17 protein-coding genes and 1 pseudogene are annotated in these 20,444 nt (G+C 67.3%); 6 read left to right on the plus strand and 12 right to left on the minus strand.

Annotated features, from left to right (window positions below; genetic code table 11):
• Positions 1 to 7 precede the first annotated feature (7 nt).
• The 4 genes from J7654_RS04310 to J7654_RS04325 are packed head-to-tail and all read right to left on the minus strand — an operon-like array spanning position 8 to position 3,890.
• Positions 8 to 1,036, minus strand: coding sequence for an ABC transporter ATP-binding protein (locus tag J7654_RS04310; RefSeq protein ID WP_209738544.1), 1,029 nt, complete (start codon positions 1,034 to 1,036; stop codon positions 8 to 10).
• Positions 1,033 to 2,004, minus strand: a complete 972-nt coding sequence (locus tag J7654_RS04315) for an ABC transporter ATP-binding protein (protein ID WP_209740208.1) — start codon at positions 2,002 to 2,004, stop codon at positions 1,033 to 1,035. The genes J7654_RS04310 and J7654_RS04315 overlap by 4 nt, the downstream gene beginning before the upstream one ends.
• A gap of 14 nt (positions 2,005 to 2,018) precedes the next feature.
• The gene (locus J7654_RS04320) at positions 2,019 to 2,921 is read right to left on the minus strand and encodes an ABC transporter permease (RefSeq protein ID WP_209738546.1); all 903 of its coding nucleotides are present in this window, start codon (positions 2,919 to 2,921) and stop codon (positions 2,019 to 2,021) included.
• Positions 2,922 to 2,924: 3 nt separating this feature from the next.
• Positions 2,925 to 3,890 (minus strand): ABC transporter permease, encoded by a 966-nt coding sequence (locus J7654_RS04325; RefSeq protein ID WP_245195635.1) that lies wholly within the window; start codon positions 3,888 to 3,890, stop codon positions 2,925 to 2,927.
• 114 nt (positions 3,891 to 4,004) lie between these two features.
• Here J7654_RS04325 and J7654_RS04330 point away from each other — a divergent pair, with 114 nt between their 5' ends.
• The gene (locus J7654_RS04330) at positions 4,005 to 4,940 is read left to right on the plus strand and encodes a LysR family transcriptional regulator (RefSeq protein WP_209738550.1); all 936 of its coding nucleotides are present in this window, start codon (positions 4,005 to 4,007) and stop codon (positions 4,938 to 4,940) included.
• Positions 4,941 to 5,038: 98 nt separating this feature from the next.
• Here J7654_RS04330 and J7654_RS04335 read toward each other — a convergent pair whose 3' ends face one another.
• The 5 genes from J7654_RS04335 to J7654_RS04355 all read right to left on the minus strand — a co-directional run bounded on the left by J7654_RS04335 (position 5,039) and on the right by J7654_RS04355 (position 8,960).
• The gene (locus tag J7654_RS04335; RefSeq protein WP_209740210.1) at positions 5,039 to 6,001 is read right to left on the minus strand and encodes a C-terminal binding protein; all 963 of its coding nucleotides are present in this window, start codon (positions 5,999 to 6,001) and stop codon (positions 5,039 to 5,041) included.
• Between the two features lie 65 nt (positions 6,002 to 6,066).
• Positions 6,067 to 7,098: an ABC transporter substrate-binding protein gene (locus tag J7654_RS04340; protein ID WP_209738553.1), complete on the minus strand. Its 1,032-nt coding sequence runs from the start codon at positions 7,096 to 7,098 to the stop codon at positions 6,067 to 6,069.
• A 53-nt stretch (positions 7,099 to 7,151) separates the two neighbouring features.
• Complete coding sequence (locus J7654_RS04345) at positions 7,152 to 7,985, minus strand: ABC transporter permease (protein ID WP_245195637.1); 834 nt, start codon at positions 7,983 to 7,985, stop codon at positions 7,152 to 7,154.
• Positions 7,978 to 8,790 (minus strand): ABC transporter ATP-binding protein, encoded by an 813-nt coding sequence (locus tag J7654_RS04350; protein WP_209738556.1) that lies wholly within the window; start codon positions 8,788 to 8,790, stop codon positions 7,978 to 7,980. Before J7654_RS04350 ends, J7654_RS04345 begins: the two co-directional genes overlap by 8 nt.
• A complete protein-coding gene (locus tag J7654_RS04355) occupies positions 8,790 to 8,960 on the minus strand; it encodes a hypothetical protein (RefSeq protein WP_209738558.1) in 171 nt (56 codons plus the stop codon). The genes J7654_RS04350 and J7654_RS04355 overlap by 1 nt, the downstream gene beginning before the upstream one ends.
• 179 nt (positions 8,961 to 9,139) lie before the next feature.
• Here J7654_RS04355 and ssuD point away from each other — a divergent pair, with 179 nt between their 5' ends.
• From ssuD to J7654_RS04375, 4 genes and pseudogenes are all read left to right on the plus strand, one after another.
• A complete protein-coding gene (gene ssuD / locus J7654_RS04360) occupies positions 9,140 to 10,315 on the plus strand; it encodes an FMNH2-dependent alkanesulfonate monooxygenase (RefSeq protein WP_209738560.1) in 1,176 nt (391 codons plus the stop codon).
• Positions 10,316 to 10,601: 286 nt separating this feature from the next.
• The gene (locus J7654_RS04365; RefSeq protein ID WP_209738562.1) at positions 10,602 to 11,060 is read left to right on the plus strand and encodes an RrF2 family transcriptional regulator; all 459 of its coding nucleotides are present in this window, start codon (positions 10,602 to 10,604) and stop codon (positions 11,058 to 11,060) included.
• Between the two features lie 52 nt (positions 11,061 to 11,112).
• Positions 11,113 to 12,501, plus strand: coding sequence for an FAD/NAD(P)-binding protein (locus tag J7654_RS04370; protein WP_209738564.1), 1,389 nt, complete (start codon positions 11,113 to 11,115; stop codon positions 12,499 to 12,501).
• Positions 12,498 to 13,198 (plus strand): annotated as a pseudogene (locus J7654_RS04375) (LysR family transcriptional regulator). The gene J7654_RS04370 and the pseudogene J7654_RS04375 overlap by 4 nt, the downstream one beginning before the upstream one ends.
• 198 nt (positions 13,199 to 13,396) lie before the next feature.
• Here the strand turns inward: J7654_RS04375 and J7654_RS04380 are convergent.
• From J7654_RS04380 to J7654_RS04395, 3 genes are all read right to left on the minus strand, one after another.
• The gene (locus tag J7654_RS04380) at positions 13,397 to 15,601 is read right to left on the minus strand and encodes a TonB-dependent receptor (protein WP_425340253.1); all 2,205 of its coding nucleotides are present in this window, start codon (positions 15,599 to 15,601) and stop codon (positions 13,397 to 13,399) included.
• A gap of 776 nt (positions 15,602 to 16,377) precedes the next feature.
• Positions 16,378 to 18,453, minus strand: a complete 2,076-nt coding sequence (locus tag J7654_RS04390; protein ID WP_245195638.1) for a hybrid sensor histidine kinase/response regulator — start codon at positions 18,451 to 18,453, stop codon at positions 16,378 to 16,380.
• A 211-nt stretch (positions 18,454 to 18,664) separates the two neighbouring features.
• Entirely contained in the window at positions 18,665 to 19,324 is a 660-nt protein-coding gene (locus J7654_RS04395) for a DJ-1/PfpI family protein (RefSeq protein WP_209738566.1), read from the minus strand.
• 75 nt (positions 19,325 to 19,399) lie between these two features.
• Between J7654_RS04395 and J7654_RS04400 the strand changes: the two genes are divergently transcribed.
• Entirely contained in the window at positions 19,400 to 20,365 is a 966-nt protein-coding gene (locus J7654_RS04400) for a GlxA family transcriptional regulator (RefSeq protein ID WP_245195639.1), read from the plus strand.
• Positions 20,366 to 20,444: the final 79 nt, after the last annotated feature.

The raw sequence follows: 20,444 nt of genomic DNA on the forward strand, positions 1-20,444 counted from the left end.
CCTTGGGTCACGCCGCCTGCACGGCCGGGCGCTTGATTTCGGACAGATCGTTCAGGTGGCATGCGCTGCGATGCCCGCCGCCCACCTCGCGAAGCACCGGCCGCTCCATCCGGCAGCGCTCGAAGGCATGGGGGCAACGCGGGTGGAAGTGGCAGCCCTTCGGCGGATTGGTGGGTGAAGGGATCTCGCCCTTGATCGCCGCGAAATCACGCTTGCGCACGTCGATGCGCGGGATCTCGGACAGGAGGGCGACCGTGTAGGGATGGTTCGGCCGGGCGAAGAGCTCGTCCGCCGGGGCGCTCTCGACGATCCGCCCCAGATACATGATCACGACGCGGTCGCTGATATGGCGCACGACGCCGAGGTCGTGGCTGATGAAGAGATAGGTGAGGCCGAGCTCGCGCTGCAGGTCCATGAACAGGTTGATCACCTGCGCCTGGATGGAGACGTCGAGCGCGGCGACGCTCTCGTCGCAGATCAGGAATTTCGGGTTCACCGCCAGCGCGCGGGCGATGCCGATGCGCGCCCTCTGGCCGCCGGAGAACTGGTGCGGGTAGCGCGCCGCCATGTCCGGGTCGAGCCCGACCTTCTCCAGAAGCTCGCGGACGAACCGGCCCTTATCGGAGCGCTTCACGAGCCCGTGGGCGACGGGCGCCTCGCCGATAATGTCGATGACACGTTTTCGAGGGTTCAGGGCCGACATCGGGTCCTGGAAGATGATCTGCGCGTCGAGGCGGGCCTGGCGCGCTTCCCGGCCGCGCAGGGCGGAGCGCTGGCGACCCTCGATCAGCACTTCGCCCTCGCTCGCCGGCATCGTTCCGGCCATGATGCGACCGAGCGTGGACTTGCCGCAGCCGCTCTCGCCGACGAGGCCGACAACCTCCCCCCTGGCGACGGCAAGATCGACACCGTCGAGCGCGTGGACGGTCGTCGCGGCCCGCTTCGCGCCGAACCGGGCCGCGATGCGGTCGGCGAGGTCGAGATCGGAGACGAAGCGCTTCGAGACGCCCCGCGCCTCGGCGAGGATATCGGTCATCGGGCCACCGCGTTCTGGGGGTGGAAGCAGCGCCAGCTTCGGCCGTCCGCCCATTCCTCGGGCGGCTCCGTGCGGCAGATGTCGGTGGCATGGTCGCAGCGCGGCCGGAAGGAGCAGCCCTCCGGCCGCTTCAGCGGCGGCGGGGCGGAACCGCGGATCTGGCGAAGCGGGACGCCGCGCTCGTTGGCGATCGGCACCGATCCGATCAGCCCGACCGTGTAGGGGTGCACCGGGCGGTCGAGCACCTCGTCGACCGTGCCCTGCTCGACGATGCGGCCCGCATACATCACCGCGATCCGGTCCGCGAGGCCGGCGACGACGCCCAGATCATGGCTGATCCAGATCATGCTCATGCCGAACCGGCGGCAGAGCCCCTGCACCTGCGCCAGGATCTGCGCCTGGATGGTGACGTCGAGCGCGGTGGTGGGCTCGTCGGCGATGATGAGGTCGGGCTTGTGCAGGAGGGCGATGGCGATGGCCACGCGCTGGCGCATGCCGCCGGAGAACTCGTGCGGATAGGCGCGCAGGCGCTCCTCCGGCGAGGGGATTCCGACCAGCGACAGGGCCTCGGCGGAGCGCCGGCGGGCCTCGGCGCGGCCGACCTTCTCATGCGCGAGCACGGTCTCGACCATCTGCGTCTCGATGCTCAGCACCGGGTTCAGCGTCATCATCGGGTCCTGGAAGATCATCGCGATGCGGTTGCCCCGCAGATCGCGCATCCGGGCAGGCCTGGCCTGCGTCAGCTCCTCGTTCTTGAAGCGGATCGATCCGCCGACGATGCGCCCCGGACGATCCACGAGGCCGAGGATCGAGAAGCCCGTGATCGACTTGCCCGAGCCCGACTCGCCGACAAGGCCGAGGATCTCGCCGCGCCCCACGGTGAGGTTGACGCCATCGACCGAGCGGACGATCCCGCCCGCCGTCGGGAACTGTGTCCGCAGATCGCGGACGACGAGCGTGTCCTGCATGTCGCCTGCCTCCGTCACGATGCGAGCCTCGGGTTGAAGATCTCGCGCAGCCGGTCGCCGACGATGTTGATGGAGAAGACAAGCGCGAGAAGCAGGAGGCCCGGAAAGACCGAGATCCAGTAGAGGCCCGCGAGGAGCACCTGATAGCCGTTGGAAATCAGCAGCCCGAGCGAGGGCTCGGTGATGGGCAGGCCGATGCCGAGGAAGGAGAGCGTCGCCTCGGCCGAGATGGCGCTGGCGACCTGGATCGTGCCGATGACGATGATCGGCGGCAAGCAGTTGGGCAGAAGATGCCCGAAAACGATGCGCGGGGGCGAGAGCCCGAGGCAGCGCGCCGCTTCGATGTAGTCCTTGGAGGATTCCACCAGCGCCGTGCCGCGCACGGCGCGCGCGAAATAGGCCCATTGCACGAAGACCAGCGCGAAGATGACCTTCGCCGTTCCCTGCCCGAAGACGGCGAGGATGATGAGGGCGACGAGGATGGTCGGGAAGCCGAGCATGAGATCGACGAAGCGCATGATCAGCGTTTCGGTGCGGCCGCCGAAATAAGCGGCGGCGAGCCCGAGCGAGGTGCCGATGACGAGCGCGCAGAGCCCGCTGATGACGCCGACCGCAAGGCTCGTGCGCAGGCCGTAGAGCATGGCGGAGAACATGTCCCGGCCCTGCCCGTCCGTGCCGAGCCAGTAACGCATCCCCTCCATCGATTCCGCCCCCGGCGGCAGCCGCGAATCGAAGATCGAGAGCTGCGCGAGATCGTAGGGGTTCTGCGGGGCGATCAGCGGGGCGAAGACCGCCGCGAACACGAGAAGAACGCAGGCGAGCGCGGCGATCGTCGCCTTGGGGCTCGTCAGGATGCCGCGCAAGGTGCGGGCGGCGAGCGTGTCGGAGGGCAGCCGGCCGGCGAGGGAGAGGGCCATCGCTCAGCTCCTGCCGCGCACGCGCGGGTCGAGGACCGCATAGAGAAGGTCCACGACGAAGTTGATGAGGATGAACATGGTGACGATCACCAGGATGTAGGCGACCACCACCGGGCGATCGAGATTGTTGATGGAATCGATGATCAGCTTGCCGACGCCCGGCCAGGCGAAGATCGTCTCGGTGACGACGGCGAAGGCGAGAAGGCTGCCGAACTCCACCCCCATGACGGTGACGAGCGGAATCAGGATGTTCTTGAAGACATGGACGCCCACGATCCGGCGCTCGCGCAGCCCCTTGGCGCGCGCGAACTTGACGAAGTCGAGCGGCATCGTCTCCTGCACGCCGGTGCGCGTCAGGCGGATGACGAGCGCGATCTGCGCCAGGGCCAGGTTCAGTGCCGGCAGGAACAGGTGGCGAAGCCCGTCCACCGTCGCCAGGCTCGTGGTGATGCCGAAGATCTCGCCGGTCTGCCCGCGCCCGGTGGAGGGCAGCCAGCCGAGCCAGACCGCGAAGATCATGATCAGCATCATGCCCTGCCAGAAATTCGGCAGCGAAAAGCCGAGGATCGAGCCGGTCATGATCGTCTCATCGACGGCGGTGCGCGGCTTCAGCCCCGCCCACATGCCGAGCGGCAGCCCGATGACGATGGACAGGATAAGGGCGACGAAAGCAAGTTCGAGCGTCGCGGGCAGGCGTTGGAGAATGAGCTGGATGGCCGGCTGGTTGAAGACGAAGGATCGCCCGAAATCGCCCTGCAGCGCATTGCCCAGGAACGCGGCGTATTGCACGTAGAGCGGACGGTCGAGGCCCAGGCTCGCCACGACCTGCGCGCGCTCGGCCATGGACGCATCGGCCGGGAGCAGGATTTCAAGCGGATCGCCGACCGCGTAGACTCCGAGGAACACGATCGCCGAGGTCAGGAAGAGGACCACGACACTCTGGACCAGACGTCGGATAATGAAGGCCACGCGCGCCTCGTTGATCGGTGAAGACTGTTTATTCGCGGTGCAGCATCGGTTATTGCGCGCACTTTGGGCAGATGGCGGGAAGGCCGCAATAGTATGACGAGGGCGGGTAGGCTTATGCGTTCGCCGCATAGCGACGGGAGAAGCGGCGATGTCAGCCTGCGCCAGCTCGAGGTCTTCCGTGCCATCGTCGCCAACGGGTCGACGCTAGGCGCCGCGCGCGAGCTGGAGATCTCGCAATCGGCCGTCTCGCGCCTTCTGACGCAGCTCGAGGAGACGCTGGGCGTGCAGCTCTTCCTGCGCGAGAAGGGCCGCCTGATCCCCACGCCCGAGGAACGGCAGCTTTTCCCGCTGATGCAGGACCTTCTCGAGCGCGCCCTGCGCTTGCGCCATTCGGCCGAGGAAATTCGCCGGGGCGGGGCGCGCGGGGTCGCGCTGCGCGTCGCCTTTCCCAACAGCATGACGCTCGGCATCCTGCCGATGCTGGTAAAGGATTTCCTCGCGCTCCACGAGGAGACCGTCATCGAGGTGATGACGGGCCCGTACAATTCCATCGAGCGGATGATCGTCGACGCAGATGTGGAACTCGGCTTCCTGCGCCTGCCGATCCAGCAGAGCGCCATCGACACCACCGCCATCATCGAGACCGACAGCGTCTGCGTGATGACCGCGGATCACCCGCTCGCCGGCCGCGGGTCTCTGACGGTGGACGATCTGCGCCACCGCCCGCTCATCCTTCTCGGCCACCAGCGCGCGCCGCGACGCGACGTCGACACCGCCTTCTTCGAGGCGGGCATCGTTCCCAGGGTGCGGGTGGAGACGCATTCGGTGAGCGCCGCCTGCGGCTTCGCCGCCCAAGGTATCGGCATCGCGATCGTCAACCGCCTGATGGCGCAGGATTTCGGCCATCTCTCGCTTGTCATGGTGCCGCTGCGCCCGCCGATCCGGCATGTCTTCGCGCTCGGCTTCCTGAAGACCGGACCACTCTCAACGACGGCGCGCGCCTTCGCCGACTATTCCTCGAACTGGATGCGGCAGCTCTCCGGGGCGTGAAACCGGCGGCGACGGCTCGAACGAAAATCACGAGGCCGGCCGACGATTCCAGGCATGGTGTGGCATGACCTTCCGCCGGGCTCTTCCTCCACGCGCAATCAGGGCACGGAGACGCGGTTGCGCAGTCCGCGCCCTTCCAGAAGCCGCCGCACCGTTTCCGCGGCGTTCGTCCGCATTTCGATACCCGCTTCGTCGGAATGGAAGGCGTTGTGCGGCGTCACGACGAGCCGTCCCGCAAGCCAGTCGGCCCGCTCGCGCCAGGCCGCCAGCAGGGGATGCGGCAAGGGCGGCTCGTTGGGCAGGACGTCGAGCCCGGCGGCCGCAAGATGTCCGGCGCGAAGCGCCTCATGCAACGCGTCGAGGTCGACGAGATCGCCGCGCGCCGTGTTGACCAGGATCGCGCCCGGTTTGAAGAACGAGAGCGTCTCGGCCGAGAGCAGGCCACGGGTCTCGATCGTTGCGGGACAGTGCAGCGTGACGATGTCGGAAGTCTCGACGAGCCCTTTCAAATCGTCCGCGCGCTCGTAGCCGACCGCCTTCTCGTGCCCGGCGGGCTGCAGCGGATCGTAACCGATGATACGATAGCCGAAAGGCTTCAGACGGTTCACGACGGCCGTCCCGATGCGCCCGACGCCCACGACGCCGACGCTCGCTCCGCGCGAACGACGCAGCGGCGACAGGCTGTTGGCTTGCCAGCGCGTCTCGTAGGTCCGGGCGCGATGATCGTGCTCCCAGAGCCGCCGCTGAAGGGAAACGATAAGCCCGACCGCGTGATCGGCGACTTCCTCCGTTCCGTAGTCCGGGTTGTTGGCGAAGGGGATGCCGGCGGCGGCAAGCGACGCGACGTCGATCTTCTCATAGCCGACGCCGTAGCGCACGACGGCGCGGCACTGCGTGAGGTGCCGCACCGTGCCCGGCCCGATCGGCGTGCCCCAGACGAGCAGCGCGTCGAGCGCGCGAAGACGCGCGGGGTCGAGCTCATCCTCGACGGCCGTATCGAAGAAGTCGAGATCGGCGATCGGCTTGAGGATTTCGGCTTCGAGCCTGGGGCCACCCATCATGTGATCGGTGACGCCGACCCGCAAGCGCCCGGACCGGCGTCCGGGCGCTTGCGATTCAAGCGGGCTCAACTTCCGTCCTCGTCCCACGCTTCCTCGAAGAAATAGTCCTGCCAGGACGTGGCCTCGTTTCGAAGGACGCCGATCGCATGAAGCTCCTGCGCGTAGACAAGAGTCTTCTCCGGCCGGATCGTGAAGTCGTTCTCCGGATCCTGGATGATCTGGAGCACGAGTTCGGGCGGCAGGCTCGACTGCTGCTGGCGGATGAAGACTTCGGCCGCCTGCTCGGGATTGTCCTCGATCCAGGCCGCGGCCTCGCCGAGCGCTGCGTAAAGCGCCCCGTAGGTTTGCGGGTTCTCGTCGTGGAAGGCACCCGTCGCGTAGAGGACATTGAAGGTCGCCGGCCCGCCGAGGATGTCGTAGGAGCTGAGAATCCGGTGGATCGCGGGGTTGGCGGCCTCCGCCTGATAGTAGAAGGGCGCCGCGGAGAAGTGGGAGTTGATTTCCGTTCCGCCCGCGATCAGCGCCGCGGTCGCGTCCGGGTGCGGCAGGCTGATCGAGATCTCGTCGAGGCGGTCGAAATTCTCCCTGCCGAAGCGGCGAGCCGCCTCGATCTGCAGCGTGCGCGACTGGAAGCCGACACCGGCGGCCGGCACCGCGATCCGGTCGTCCGGCCCGAAGTCCTCCAAAGCCTGCACGTTGGGATTGTTGGTGATGAGATAATTCGGCAGCGAGCCGAGCGCGGCAACGAGCTTGACGTCCTGCGTGCCCTTCGTGCGGTCCCACATGGTGAGAGCCGGCGGGACACCGGCCGTTACGATGTCGAGTGACCCCGACAGGAGCGCCTCGTTCATGGCCGTCGCGCCCGATATGCTCGCCCATTCGACGTCGATCTCGAGACCCGCTTCGCGCCCGTGCTTCTCGATCAGTTGCTGATCCCGGACGACGTCGAGGATGAGATAGGAGATGCCGAATTGCTGGGCGATACGGATGGAGCCCTCTGCGAGCGCCACGCCCGGAAGGCTCGCGGCAAGGGAGAGAGCCATAACGCCTGAAAGAACGCTTCGTCGGATCGCGCTCGCGAGGGGTGCTGGTTTCATGAGTATCGATCCTGTCTTGATGGAAGCGCGGAGGGCGCGGGGGAGGTTCGATGTCATCGCTGCATTCCCCAGCGCCGGACGGTCGCCGCTTCCAGCGCGCGGAAGATGACGCTCTCGACGAGGAGGCCGATGATGATGACGAGGACGAGCCCGGCGAAGACCTTGTCGGTGAAGAGTTCGTTGCGATTGCGGAAGATGAACCAGCCGAGCCCGCCCTGGCGGGAGGAGACGCCGAAGACGAGTTCGGCGGCGATCAGCGTGCGCCATGCGAAGGCCCAGCCGATCTTCAGCCCGTAGATGATCGAGGGAAGCGCGGCCGGGATCAGGATGAGCGCGACATAGGACGGGCCCCTCAGTCCGTAGTTGCGGCCGACGAGCCGCTGCGTTTCCGGCACTGAATCGAAGCCGCCGAGGGTCGCGAGCGCGAACGGCCACAGCACTGCGTGCACCAGCACGAAGAGGAGGCTCGCCTCGCCAAGCCCGAACCAGAGCATGGCCAAAGGCAGGATCGCTATGGCCGGCAGCGGGTTGAACATCGAGATCAGCGTCTTCAACGCCTCGCGCACGAAGCCGTTCGCGACGGCAAGCGAGACGAAGACAAGGGCCATCGCGACCGCGATGGCGTAGCCCTTCAGAAGCACCGAGATCGAAGCCCAGGAGGAACGCAGGAGGCCCTCGTTGAGGATCCCGTCGACGAGGGCGGCCATCGTCTGGGTGAAGCTCGGCAGAAGGATCGGCCGAGCGGCCCACACTGCCGCGGCCTGCCAGGCCACGGCCAGGAGCACGAGGATGGCGGCCTTGCGCCAGAAGGCGAGCGCCGCCTCCGATGCCAGGAAGCCGGCCAGACGCGGGAAGTTTGCGGGGCGGGCCCGGGCAGCGTCAGACATGGTCGGCATCCTCGTCGTTCGTCTCGGCGAAGAGGAGTTGGTTCACCTCTTTCACGACGCCGTCGAAACGGGCGTTCCCCGCGTTGGAAAGGTCGAACTCGGCTGTGTCGAAGGTCGCGATCGTGCGGCCCGGATGCGCCGACAGAAGGTGCAACCGGGTGCCGATCAGGATCGCCTCCTCGATCGAATGAGTGACGAAGAGCAGCGTGAAGCGCTCGTTTTCCGCCAGCCGCAGGAGATCTTCCTGCAGGCGGCGGCGTGTCAGGGCGTCCAGTGCCGCGAAGGGCTCGTCCATGAGCAGGACGTCCGCCCCGGTCACGAGCGCGCGGGCGATCGCCGCGCGCTGCTTCATGCCGCCCGACAGCGTGTGTGGGTAAGCGTCGATCGCCCGTTCCAGCCCGACCTTGCGCAGCGCCTCTGCCGCGCGCTCACGAGCCTCGGCCTTGCCGATCCGTCCCGCCACTCGCAAGGGAAAGGCGACATTCTCGCGCACCGTCTTCCAGGGCAGGAGCTGATCGAACTCCTGGAAGACGACGATCCGGTCCGGCCCCGCGCCGTCGATGCGCCGTCCCTTCACGAGGATTTCTCCGCCTGCCACCGGAAGGAAGCCGGCGACCGCCTTCAGGATCGAGGACTTGCCGCAGCCCGAGCGCCCCAGAAGGACCAGGCGCTCGCCTTCCGCACAGGAGAAGGAGACGTTCTCCACAGCCCGGAGCGTGCCTTTGGACGTGCGGTAGTCGAGGGTCAGGCCCGTGGCCTCGAAGGCTTGCGCGCCAGGCAGGAATGTCTCGTTGCGCGCCAGCATCAGCTCCCGGCCTCGCCCTGGAGCTCTTCGAAGCGGATCACATGGAGCGGCAGGCGGATCGTGCCGAACTGTTCGACGATGCGGATCGTATCGGCTGACGCACGTTCGAGCGGAAAGCCGATGAAGGCAGGGGCGGCGGCGGCCGCCGACATGCGGGAGCAGGGGATCAAGACATCATCTCCGTCCAGAGGCCGCCGACGGTCGGCAAGATGGCACGAGACTAGGAGGCGAACGGATGTTCCCCGAGATAAAATATATTCAATCCACCATTTAAATAGATATATATTTCCTGTCGGAGGAGCTTCGGGCGGGCTAGCCTTCGGCCCCGAAGCGATGAACGGAGTGCGCCATGCCGCAGTCGATCCCGGAGAAGATCAGGGTTCTCTGGTTCCTGCCGACCCACGGCGACGGCCGATATCTCGGCTCCGCCGAAGGCGGCCGGACGGCCGACATCGACTATCTGCGCCAGGTCGCGCAAGCGGCGGATCGCCTCGGCTACTACGGGGTGCTGCTTCCGACGGGGCGCTCCTGCGAGGATTCCTGGGTCGTTGCCTCGGCGCTGGCTCCGCAGACCCGGAGGCTGCGTTTCCTCGTCGCGGTGCGGCCGGGCCTGCTTTCGCCCTCCCTCGCCGCGCGCATGACGGCGACGCTCGACCGGGTGTCCGGCGGACGCCTCCTCATCAATGTCGTGACGGGCGGCGACCCCGTGGAGAACGCCGGTGACGGCATCTTCCTGGCCCATGACGAGCGCTACGAGGTCACGCGCGAATTTCTCGAAATCTACAAGGCCGAGCTGTCGGGCGAGGTGGTGAACTACGAAGGTCGCCATCTGAAGGTTCAGGACGGCCAGCTCCTCTTCCGCTCCCACCAGCGCCCGCATCCTCCCCTCTATTTCGGAGGTTCCTCCGACGCCGGTATCGAGGTCGCGGCGAAGATGGTCGACAAGTACCTGACCTGGGGCGAGCCGCCCGAGGCTGTCGCCGAGAAAATCGCCCGCGTGCGCGAAGCGGCGAAGAAGGCAGGACGCGACGTGTCCTTCGGCATTCGTCTCCATGTGATCGTCCGGGACACGGAGGCCGAGGCCTGGAAGGCTGCCGACGCCCTCATCTCCAGGCTCGACGACGAGACGATCGCACGCGCGCAGACGCAACTCGCCCGGCAGGACTCGATCGGGCAGAGCCGCATGCGCGCCCTTCATGGCGGAGACCGGACCAAGCTTCAGATTGCGCCCAACCTGTGGGCCGGAGTCGGGCTCGTGCGCGGCGGCGCCGGCACCGCGCTCGTCGGCGACGCGGCGATCGTGGCCGAGCGGATGGACGAGTACCGGCGCGTCGGCGTCGATACCTTCATTCTCTCCGGCTATCCGCATCTGGAGGAAGCCTATTCCTTCGGCGAACGCGTGCTGCCGCTCTTGCCGCTCGACCATGACGCCCCCCGCGCGCAGGTGCCGGACGATCTCAGGCACGGTGGCGAGGCCATCGCCAACACCAGCCTGCCCACCCCCCGAATGGCGAGCGCGTCGTGAGACGGTCCCCGGCCAAGACCCTTCGTGCGACCGGCCGGCTCCGGGATGTGCTTCTGACCTTCGCCTCCCTGGCGATGGTCCTTGCCTGCATTCTCGGTATCGGTCCCTTCGAGACCCGTGACGTTCGAGATGCCACGCTGTCGGCCGCGCTCGATCGCTGAGTTGCAATGGTCGACGAGCAGGGTAGCGGGCGGTTCGCCCCGCGGAGGTAGCGCTCGGGCAAAGATGCCTCTAGATGGGCTGCCGGCCATTCTGTCGACGGAACATCTGAGACGGTCCCGCACCCATGCTGACCATGAAGGGCAAGTACGGCCTCAAGGCCATGATGCATCTCGCAGCGCTGCCCGAGGGCGAGCGGGCGCTGTCGGAGGATATCTCACGCGCCCATTCCATTTCGAAGAAATTCCTGGACACGATCCTCGCGGACCTGCGCACGGCGGGGTTGCTGCACGCGCGCAAAGGCAGGGGCGGCGGTTACGCGCTCGCCCGTCCCGCCTCGGAGATACGCATCAGCCATATCCTTCGCGTCCTCGAGGGTCCGCTGGCGCCGATCCCGTGCGCCAGCCGGACAGCCTACCGGCGGTGCGAGGATTGCGTGGACGAGAGGAGCTGTGCGGTTCGCCGCCTCATGCTGGAGGTTCGAAACGCCATCGTGACGGTCCTCGACGAGCGGAGCCTCGCGGACGTGGCGAACACGGCGACCTGCAGCGACATGGAGTTCGAGGAACTCGTCGCCCGTCTGTGAGCCGCCTTCGCTTACGCTTCGATCCGTGCGACGGTGGCCCGAGGATGGGAGCGTGATCAATCCGAACCGGGTCCTGATCGTCGGCGGCGGAGCGAGCGGCACGATACTGGCCGCACATCTCCTGCGCTCCGGTCCACCCGAATTGAAGGTGGCGCTGATCGAGCGCAGGCCGATCGTCGGCGCGGGCATCGCCTATTCGACCGATGAGCCGGGGCATCTCTTGAACACCCGCGCCAGCGGGATGAGTGCCTTTCCCGACGATCCCGATCATTTCTGGCGATGGTTGCAGACGACCTCGCGGGCCGAAACGCTCGGCTGCGCCGATTCCTTCTGCTTCGTCCCGCGCCGCGTCTACCGCGACTACCTTGGCGAACTGCTCGACCCTTGGCGTGGGGACTGCAATGACAACCGGCTGGCCCTGATCGAGGGCGATTGCGTCGACATTCGGCAAGTTCGGGGAGGCGCCGTCGTCGAGCTGCGCGGCGGGCGCGCGGAAGTCGCCGGCATCGTGGTGCTGGCCACGGGCCATGCCGAACCCTGTGCCGAGCCGAGATCGAGGGTGGTGGGCCCATGGTGCGCGTCGGGCGAACGGCCCGTTCGCCTCGAGGACGACGTCGTGATCCTCGGCACGGGATTGTCGATGGTCGACAATGTCGCCTCGCTACGCCGGATGGGGCATCGCGGTCGCATCGTCGCGGTGTCGCGCCGCGCCCTTCTCCCGCAAGTGCATGCATTGTCCGTCCCGCTGAAGCTCGATCCCGCCGACATCCCCTTCGGAACGGCACCGGCTTATCTGATGCGCTGGCTGCGCGAGACCGTGCGCTGGGCCATCGGCGAGGGCCGGGACTGGCGCGATGTCGTGGACGCGCTGAGACCCCACACGCAGGCCCTCTGGCAGGCGCTGCCCATGGAGGGCAAGCGCAGCTTCCTGCGGCACGCGCGGACCCTATGGGAAATCCACCGCCACCGCATGGCGCCGCAGGCCGCCGAGGGCCTGCGCCAGGCGCTGGCGGAAGAGCATCTGACGATCGTCGCCGGCCGGGTGGTGGAGACACGGGAAGAGGCCGGCCGAGCGTTCGTCACCGTTCGCGAACGCAGGACGGGGCTGCATCGGGAGCTCTCGGCCGACTGGGTGATCGACTGCATGGGAATCCTCCGCGATCCCGGCTCGGGCAGCGGCCATCTCGTGGCACGCCTCATCCAGACGGCGCGCGCGCGGCTCGATCCGCTGAGGATCGGCCTTGACGTGGACGGCGAGGGCGCGCTCGTCGATGCGTCGGGCATTGCTTCTTCCAACCTCTACGCCGTCGGGCCTGTCACGAGAGCGAGATTCTGGGAAGTGACGGCCATCCCGGACATCCGCGTCCAGTGCGCGACCTTGTCGGCGATCGTGATGGCGCGCCTCGCGCGGAACACGGGCGTGACGGGCGGCGGAAGCTGAGAGGCAAGCCGGCCTTCGTGACCGAACCCTTCCGGGCGGCCACCGACCGCCTCGGCGTCACGCGCTCGACCGTGAGCCAGTCGATTCGACGCCTGGAGGAAACGCTGGGCATCGCGCTCGTTCGGCGAACGACCCGCAGCACGAGCCTGACGGAAGCGGGCGAGCGGCTTCGCAGCGAGATCGCGCCCGCGATTGCCGAGATGCACGGGGCGATCGAGAACACGCGCCCCCTCGGCAAGGTCATCGAGCAGGACATGATCGCCGTGCCCGTTCGGCCGAACAGCGGCATGTGGCCGTCTGCACGCCCGGCTATCTCGCGGAGAACGGCGCACAGCAACACCCGCGCGAGCTGACGGCTCATCGCTGCATCGGGTGGTGCCCCTCGCCCCGGTCGGCGCCCTATCGCTGGGAATTCACCGAGAACGGCCGAGACTGCGCGGTGGCGGTCGAGCCGGAGCTGACCACCAACGACATGCACCTGATGGCGCGCCTCGCCCTCTCAGGCGCGGGCATCACCTTCGGCATGGAGGAAACGTTCCGCCCCTATCTCGACAGCGCCGCCGTCGTGCCCCTGCTGGAGCCCTTCTGTCCGCCCTTTCCCGGATTCTTCGTCTACTATCCGGGCCGCCGCAACATGGCTGCGAAGCTGCGCGCCTTTATCGACCACGTGGGACGGCAGCGATCGGTGCGACGGTGATGGAGAGAAGGAACCGAACGCACGCCCTCCCCTCTCCCGGAACGAGGCAAGGCCGCCCGCGAGATGGGCGGCCCTGCATGGCTCAGGTCGGAGCGAGCATCGTGCCCCGTTGGATTTGCGACCGCAGGACTTTCGACCTGCGCTCCACCGCTTCGTCATCCGGCTGGACGGGCCCCGGCAAGGCCCGGCTGCCCCCGCTCAGAATTCGAACGAGGCGGCGACGGTGAATGTCCGGGGCGCGCCGGCCGCGAGGAAGCCGCGGGCGGACGAAGCCCAGTAGCTTTCGTCGAACACGTTCTCGATATTGGCCTTCAGCTCCACCGGCTTGTCGTGCGGCCCGGTGAACTCATAGCGCAGGCCGACGTCGAAGCGCGTCCAGTCGTCCACCTTCTGGGTGTTTGCCTGATCGTACCAGGTGCTGCCCGTGTGGATCATCCGGCCGGTCATGGTCAGCCCGGAGACGAGCCACGGCATGTCGTACTCGCCGTAGAGGTTGATCGCGGTCCTCGCGACGCCCGGCACATCGTTGCCGTCGAACGCGCCACCGGCGGTCTTGTCCAGCTCCGCGTCGAGGAAGGTGATGCCGCCGAGCAGGCGCACACCATCGAACAGCTCGCCGAAGGCGGTCAGTTCGATGCCGCGGTTGACCTGCCGTCCGCCCACGGAGAAAAGGTTCGTGGCGGGGTCGGTGAAGCCGCTGGCCTGGGTGATCTCGAACAGCGACGCGGTCAGGGCGAAGGAGCCGAAGTCGTATTTGACGCCGACTTCCTTCTGCTCGTTCACCACGGGCGCGAACACTTCGCTGGCGTTGCTCGCCGTCGCCGGCGCCGTCGGCCCTTCGGTAAGGGCTTCGACGTAATTGCCGTAGACGGAGAAATTGTCGGTGAGGCGAACCACGGCGGCGACCGCGGGGCTGAACCGGGCGTCGTCGTATTCATAGGTGAGATCGCCGAGGGTCGGGCCCACGACCGTTGAGAAGGCCCTCGACCGGATGTCCTGGTAGCGCCCGCCCACCGTCAATTGGAAGCGGTCCTGCGCGAACGAGAGCGTATCGGTGATCGCGACGCTGGTGAGCAGGAGGTCCGCGAACAGCGGCCGGCCGCTGGCAAGCGGGAAGCCGCTGGTGTCCACCGCGCTGTCGGCCAGGAAGACCGGATTGTAGATGTTGGTCGGGAAGCTGGGGAGAACGATCCGCGAGAAGCCGCCGCGATAGTTCTCGTTGAGCGCGCGGGCCGCCGAGATATTGAGCTGGTGGCCGACGACGCCCGTCTCGAATTCCGAGCGCAGGCCGACCTCCCCGGTCAGGCCCTCGATCTGCTGGGGCTGGATGGCGAGGGTCGCCGTGGCGTCGCCGTTCGAGTTGGTGATCCTGTAGGAGGAGGTGAGGAAGTCCTCGCGGTAGCGGCTGAGCCCCCCGGCCGCATAGAGCGTCGTATTCTCCAGAAGATCGAACTCGACCCGCCCTGCCGCCATGCTGTAGGTGCTGTCGATATACTCGAACGAGTTCGCGGTGTTGGTCCGCCCGCTCGGCGCGCCGGGGATATCGATGCCCGGGGCCGCCGAATTGAACAGCGACGTCGGCGCGTCGATCTTCTGGTCGGAATGGTTGAAATCGAGCGAGGCGCGCAGGCGCTCGCCACGGTAATCGAGGCCCAGGGAGCCGACGCCAACCTCCTGGTCGTTCCTGTCCAGAGCCGTTTCGCCGTTGCGATAGGAGCCGTTCGCCCGCACGCCCCACTCTCCATTGGGGCCGAAGCGGCGACCAACATCGAAATGCGGCCACACCTGCGTATCGCTGAGATAGGTGGTCGTGAGGCGCGTGAGCGGTTCGTCGGGCGCGCGCTTGGGAATGAGATTGATCGTACCGCCAACGCGCCCGACGCCGCCATTCAACAGCGTCGTGGGGCCCTTCAGGATCTCGACCCGCTCGACGCCTTCGAGAAAGCTGCGTCGCGGATTGGCGATGTAGAACAGGCCGTCATAGGCCGTATCGAGATTGGTGACCGAGAACCCCCGGATGAAGAAGGAATCGCGCTCGCTGAAGGGAGGCGCGTCGTTGCGCACCGAGGAGTCGTTCAGCACGACGTCCGCGAGAGAGCGGGCCTGCTGATCCCGGATCAGTTGCTCCGTGTAGCCGGTGACGTTGAAGGGCGTCTCCATGATGGAGCGGTTGCCCAAAACGCCGAGCCGGACGCCGGACCCGACCTGACCTCCCGCATAAGGCGCCGGAGGCTGCCCCACGGTGCCCGTCGCCGGAGGCTGCCCGCCGGAGCGCCACCCCTCGATCACCACGGGGTCGAGCGCGATGGTGCCGGGCGAAGAGGGAACAGGCTCCGCTTGAACCGGTTCGCTGCCTTGCTGAGCCTGGTTCGCTTCCTGCCCCAGCGCCGAGACAGACGTGATCGCCAGAAGCGAAACACCTGCCAGAGCCCCGCACCCCCGTCCACGCGAGAACAACCGCAACCTTATCGTCGACATAATCCGGCCCCCTTTCCGACTTGAATCCCCGTTTCCCTCCTTATGCACCAAGTACAGTTTCCGCAAGTTGGAATTGTTGTTTAGAATCAATACAAGGAACTATTATAATCATTCTAATTATGACAGTTCATCTTACCCTTGCCACCTGACACAAGGCGCTTGCGTCACTACGGGCCGTGGAGACCGACGGACGGATATTCGGAAGCGTTCCGAATTTTCCGAAGGCTGCGATGAGCTGTGAGGTGGATGGCGAGCCGACCTCGTTTGGATTGCGGGCGGGAACCGTCAGCACGCCATGCCGCCAGATGCGCTCGACCCGCCCGTCGCTGACCACCCAGCCCGCCTGGCTGCGCCGAAGCGCCGCGATGCGGCGGTCGCCGTAGCGACCGTACGTCTGGCAAGGGCAACGATATCTTCGGTCAGTTGCTGCTCGTCGTCCCGGCCGGTCGGGATGTGACGCTGCATCGATCAATGCTGCCCCGGCACGCGGCTCTATCAGGCGCTCCAACACTCTCGGCGCAACAGCCATGACATGGTCGATGCTGGTACGACGGCGGTCCGAAGAGGCTTGCGACTCTTCGAACGGCGCCAGAAGTCGCCCGTTGCGGCCCTGAAAGGAACACGCCCGAGGCCGGCCCCTGGCTTCGCGTGAGCCCGTTCCCGGCCCAAGCCCGCCGCTCCGCCCCGCGTGATCCGGCGTCCTATCGCGCGAGCATCTCCCGGACGCGCTCGGCCAGCAGTTCGACGGTGAAGGGCTTGGTGAGCACCGCCATGTCCGGGCCGAGGCGGCCATTGCCCAGGGCCGTGTTCTCGGCGTAGCCGGTGATGAACAGGACTTTCAGTTCCGGCCGCCCCTGGCGCGCCGCATCCGCCATCTGCCGGCCGTTCATGCCGCCCGGCAGGCCCACGTCGCTCACGAGAAGATCGATCCGCACGCCAGACTCCAGGATCTCCAGCCCCGAGACACTGTCGATCGCCTCGATCACGGTGTAGCCGAGCTCCCGGAGCACGTCTGTCACCAGCATGCGAACGGTCGGCTCGTCGTCGACCACCAGCACGGTCTCGCCCTGCTCCGAACGCGACAGCGCGCGCTCCTGCGCCGGCAGGTCCTCGATGTCGCCGTCGATATGATGCCGGGGCAGGTAGAGGCATATGGTCGTCCCCTCACCCACCTCCGAAGAGATGCGCACCTGGCCGCCCGACTGCCGGGCGAAGCCGTAGATCATCGACAGGCCCAGCCCCGTGCCCTCCCCCATCGGCTTGGTGGTGAAGAAGGGCTCGAAGACCTTCTCCCGGATCTCGGGCGCGATGCCGGTCCCGGTATCGGTCACGCAGAGCGACAGATACTGGCCTTCGGGCAGGTCGTGGGTTCTCGCCCCTTCGGGGTCCATCCACTTGTTCGCGGCCTCTATCGTGATGCGCCCCCCGGCCGGCATCGCGTCGCGCGCATTGATGCACAGGTTCAGAAGCGCGTTCTCGAGCTGCGACGGGTCCACCAGCGCGGGCCAGAGGCCCGGGGCGCCCACGACCTCCAGTTCCACGGACGGGCCGACGGTGCGGCGGATCAGCTCCTCCAGCCCGGCGATCAGCCGGTTGACGTTCGTCGGTTTTGGATCGAGCGTCTGCCGCCTGGAGAAGGCCAGCAGACGATGGGTCAGCGCCGCCGCGCGCCTCGTCGCCCCCTGCGCGGCGGCCATGTAGCGCTCGACATCGTCGTTTCGGCCCTGGGCGAGCCGTTTGGCCATCAGCTCGAGGCTTCCCGAGATGCCGGCCAGAAGATTGTTGAAGTCATGCGCCAGCCCGCCGGTGAGCTGGCCGACGGCCTCCATCTTCTGCGACTGGCGCAGCGCCTCCTCGGCCTCGAGCAGTTCGCTGGTGCGCTCCGAAACCCGCCGTTCCAGCTCGTCGTTCAAGGCGCGCAGCATGGCGATCGCCCGGTCGCGCTCCGCCTCCACCGCACGGCGCTCGTCGACATCGATGAGCACGCCGGGAAAGCGCGACGGGGTGCCGTCCCCGGCATGGTCGACGCGGCCGTTCGCCTCGATCCAGTAATAGTTCCCGTCCTCTCGGCGGACGCGATACTGATGCGCGTAGGCGCCCCCTCGGGCGATGACCTCGTCGATGGCGGCGACGAGGCCGTCCCGGTCGTCGGGATGCACCGTGGCGATGATCTGCTCCAGCGGAATCCCGCTATGGCCCAGGGCCGGGTCGAGGCCGAAACTGCGCGCGAACGCGGCATCGACGGTGAAGCGGTCGGTGGGCAGGTCCCAGAACCAGGTGCCGATGATCGCGCCCGCGCTCAGCGCCAGTTGGACACGCTCGGCATTGACGCGGTCGCGCTGCTGCGCAGCCAGAAGGGCGGTGGTCTCATAGGCGACGTCGAGCATGCCCATGACCACGTCGCCGTCGCGCAGCGGGCTGTAGGAGAAGGTCCAGTAGGTGTCCTCCCGATAGCCGTTGCGGGTCATGACGAGATGCAGGTTCTCCAGATGCACCGTCTCGCCCGCCATCGCCCGAGCGACCAGCGGCGCGATGTCGCTCCAGACATCGTGCCAGACCCGATCTATCGGCTGCCCGAGCGCCTCGGGATGGCGCGCGCCGAGAAAAGGCATGTAAGCCTGATTGTACAGGAAGGTCCGCTCCGGGCCCCAGATCGCGCACATGCCGAAACCGCTCGACATGAGGAGGTCGTAAGTGGTGCGCAGCGCCGGGGACCACGTCTCCCTGGAACCGAGGGGTGTTCGCCCCCAGTCGAAGCTCTCGAAATATGTCGTCAAGATCGGCCCCTGATTCGAACCCGGGCGAACCGGCGCGGCAGGCTACACCCTTAGTCTCATAGGCCGAAAGCGAACAGTCCGGGTCGATACGGAGCCTGGCCCGGCCGCAGACCGCTCCACCGCACGGAAGGAGAGCGTCGGATGGCCTGGATCCATGGAGGCAGGAAGGCGCGAGGGCGGGCCGGAACGCCCTCGCGCCACGCGCGGATATTCACGCCAGGAGCGTCTCCCGCTCTTGCCGCGAGGCGGCCATGCGGGCGCGCGCTTGCGCAAGGACGGCCGGCGAGGCGGTTTCCGGCAACCCGGCGCCGAAGGGAGGCGCGGGCGCGTATTCCAGCGAAAGCTGGATCGTCTCGGCCTCCTCCCGCCCCAGAAGCTCGGCGATGACCGCAAGGCCGAAGTCGATGCCCGATGTCACGCCGCCCGCCGTGATGATCGGCCCGTCCCGGACGACCCGCTCCCGAACCGGAATGGCGCCGAGGCGAGGGAGAAAGTCGTGCGCGTTCCAGTGGGTGGTGGCCCGTCGCCCCGAAAGCAGCCCCGCCTGCCCCAGAACGAGCGATCCGGTGCAGACCGAGGTGACGAAGCGGGCCTTCGACGCCTTGTCCCGAACGAAGGCGAGCACCTCGCCATCGGTCATGAGCGCATTGACGCCGCTGCCACCCGGCACGCAGAGCACGTCGAAGTCCGGCGCGTCGGCGAGGCGCGTGTCCGGCTGGAGCACGAGGCCCGTCGCCGAGCGGATGGGGGCGAGATCCTTCCAGACAAGATGGACCTCGGCATCCCTGGCCGAGGCGAACACCTCGTAGGGCCCGGTGAGGTCGAGCTGCTGGACGCCGGGAAAGCAGAGGATACCGAAGCGAAGGATCATGGGCGCGTTTCCTGTCTTGACGGATAGAGCCTATCGCGGAATGCAATGGCCGTTGCGCCAATCATCGCTCGTTTCATGCCAGCCGCTCAGCCTCACCGTGTCGAGATCCTCGCCTTTGCCGATGCCCAGCTCCTGGACGTGACGGGACCTGCGCAGGTCTTCGCCACGGCCAACGACCTCACGCCGGCGGGCATGCCGAAGCCCTACCGGATCACGATCGTCTCGCAGGTCCCCGAGATCGTTACCAGTTCGGGCATCGTGCTTCGGTCCGATGGGCTCCCCGAAGGCGGAGTCGGGCCTGGGACGCTGATCGTCTCGGGCGGACACGGCGTGAACGCCGCCTGCCGGGACGCGTCCCTGATCGGCTGGCTGCGCCGGCGCGCGGGCGCATCATCGCGGGTGGCGTCCGTATGCAGCGGCGCCTTTCTTCTGGCCGAGGCCGGGCTGCTGGATGGCCGGCGCGCGGTGACGCATTGGCAGCGTTGCGCCGAGTTCGCCGCGAGGTTTCCCGCCGTTCTGCTCGATCCCGATCCGATCTTCGTGCAGGACGGACCGGTCTGGACATCGGCGGGCATCACCGCCGGGATCGATCTGGCGCTGGCAATGGTGGAGGCGGATCGCAGCCGGGCGCTGGCGCTGGCGGTTGCGCGTCAGCTCGTCGTGTTCCTCAAGCGCCCGGGCGGGCAGGCGCAATTCTCCACCGCCCTCGCCTTGCAGGAATCCGACGGGACGTTCGAGCGACTGCATGGCTGGATAGCCGCGAATCTCCACCGCGACCTCTCCCTCCAGGCGCTCGCCGACGAGGCCGGCATGAGCCTTCGCAGCTTCTGCCGGCGATACCGCGCCAGCACCGGCCGCACACCGGCGGAAGGCGTCGAGATGATCCGCATCGAGAGTGCCCGTCGTCATCTGGAGGATGGGGCGAGCGTGGCGCGCGCCACGTCACGCTGCGGCTTCGGCTCGACGGAGACCATGCGGCGCGCCTTCCTGCGGCGTCTCGGGGTCGGTCCGAACGCCTATCGCGACCGCTTCCACGGATAGCCCGCCCCATGGCCGCGATGGCGGGCGATCCGCCACCCTCGGGCACCGGAGGCGGCTTTCGAGAGACCGTCACGTCGCT

Source organism: Aureimonas populi (genome assembly GCF_017815515.1).
Classification (GTDB): Bacteria; Pseudomonadota; Alphaproteobacteria; order Rhizobiales; family Rhizobiaceae; genus Aureimonas; species Aureimonas populi.

Bases quoted from the DNA above. Each gene is read 5' to 3' on its own strand.
- J7654_RS04310 (WP_209738544.1), bottom strand. From the start codon at position 1,036: ATGACCGATATCCTCGCCGAGGCGCGGGGCGTCTCGAAGCGCTTCGTC.
- J7654_RS04315 (WP_209740208.1), bottom strand. From the start codon at position 2,004: ATGCAGGACACGCTCGTCGTCCGCGATCTGCGGACACAGTTCCCGACG.
- J7654_RS04320 (WP_209738546.1), bottom strand. From the start codon at position 2,921: ATGGCCCTCTCCCTCGCCGGCCGGCTGCCCTCCGACACGCTCGCCGCC.
- J7654_RS04330 (WP_209738550.1), top strand. From the start codon at position 4,005: ATGCGTTCGCCGCATAGCGACGGGAGAAGCGGCGATGTCAGCCTGCGC.
- J7654_RS04335 (WP_209740210.1), bottom strand. From the start codon at position 6,001: ATGATGGGTGGCCCCAGGCTCGAAGCCGAAATCCTCAAGCCGATCGCC.
- J7654_RS04340 (WP_209738553.1), bottom strand. From the start codon at position 7,098: ATGAAACCAGCACCCCTCGCGAGCGCGATCCGACGAAGCGTTCTTTCA.
- J7654_RS04345 (WP_245195637.1), bottom strand. From the start codon at position 7,985: ATGTCTGACGCTGCCCGGGCCCGCCCCGCAAACTTCCCGCGTCTGGCC.
- J7654_RS04350 (WP_209738556.1), bottom strand. From the start codon at position 8,790: ATGCTGGCGCGCAACGAGACATTCCTGCCTGGCGCGCAAGCCTTCGAG.
- ssuD (WP_209738560.1), top strand. From the start codon at position 9,140: ATGCCGCAGTCGATCCCGGAGAAGATCAGGGTTCTCTGGTTCCTGCCG.
- J7654_RS04365 (WP_209738562.1), top strand. From the start codon at position 10,602: ATGCTGACCATGAAGGGCAAGTACGGCCTCAAGGCCATGATGCATCTC.
- J7654_RS04395 (WP_209738566.1), bottom strand. From the start codon at position 19,324: ATGATCCTTCGCTTCGGTATCCTCTGCTTTCCCGGCGTCCAGCAGCTC.
- J7654_RS04400 (WP_245195639.1), top strand. From the start codon at position 19,400: ATGCCAGCCGCTCAGCCTCACCGTGTCGAGATCCTCGCCTTTGCCGAT.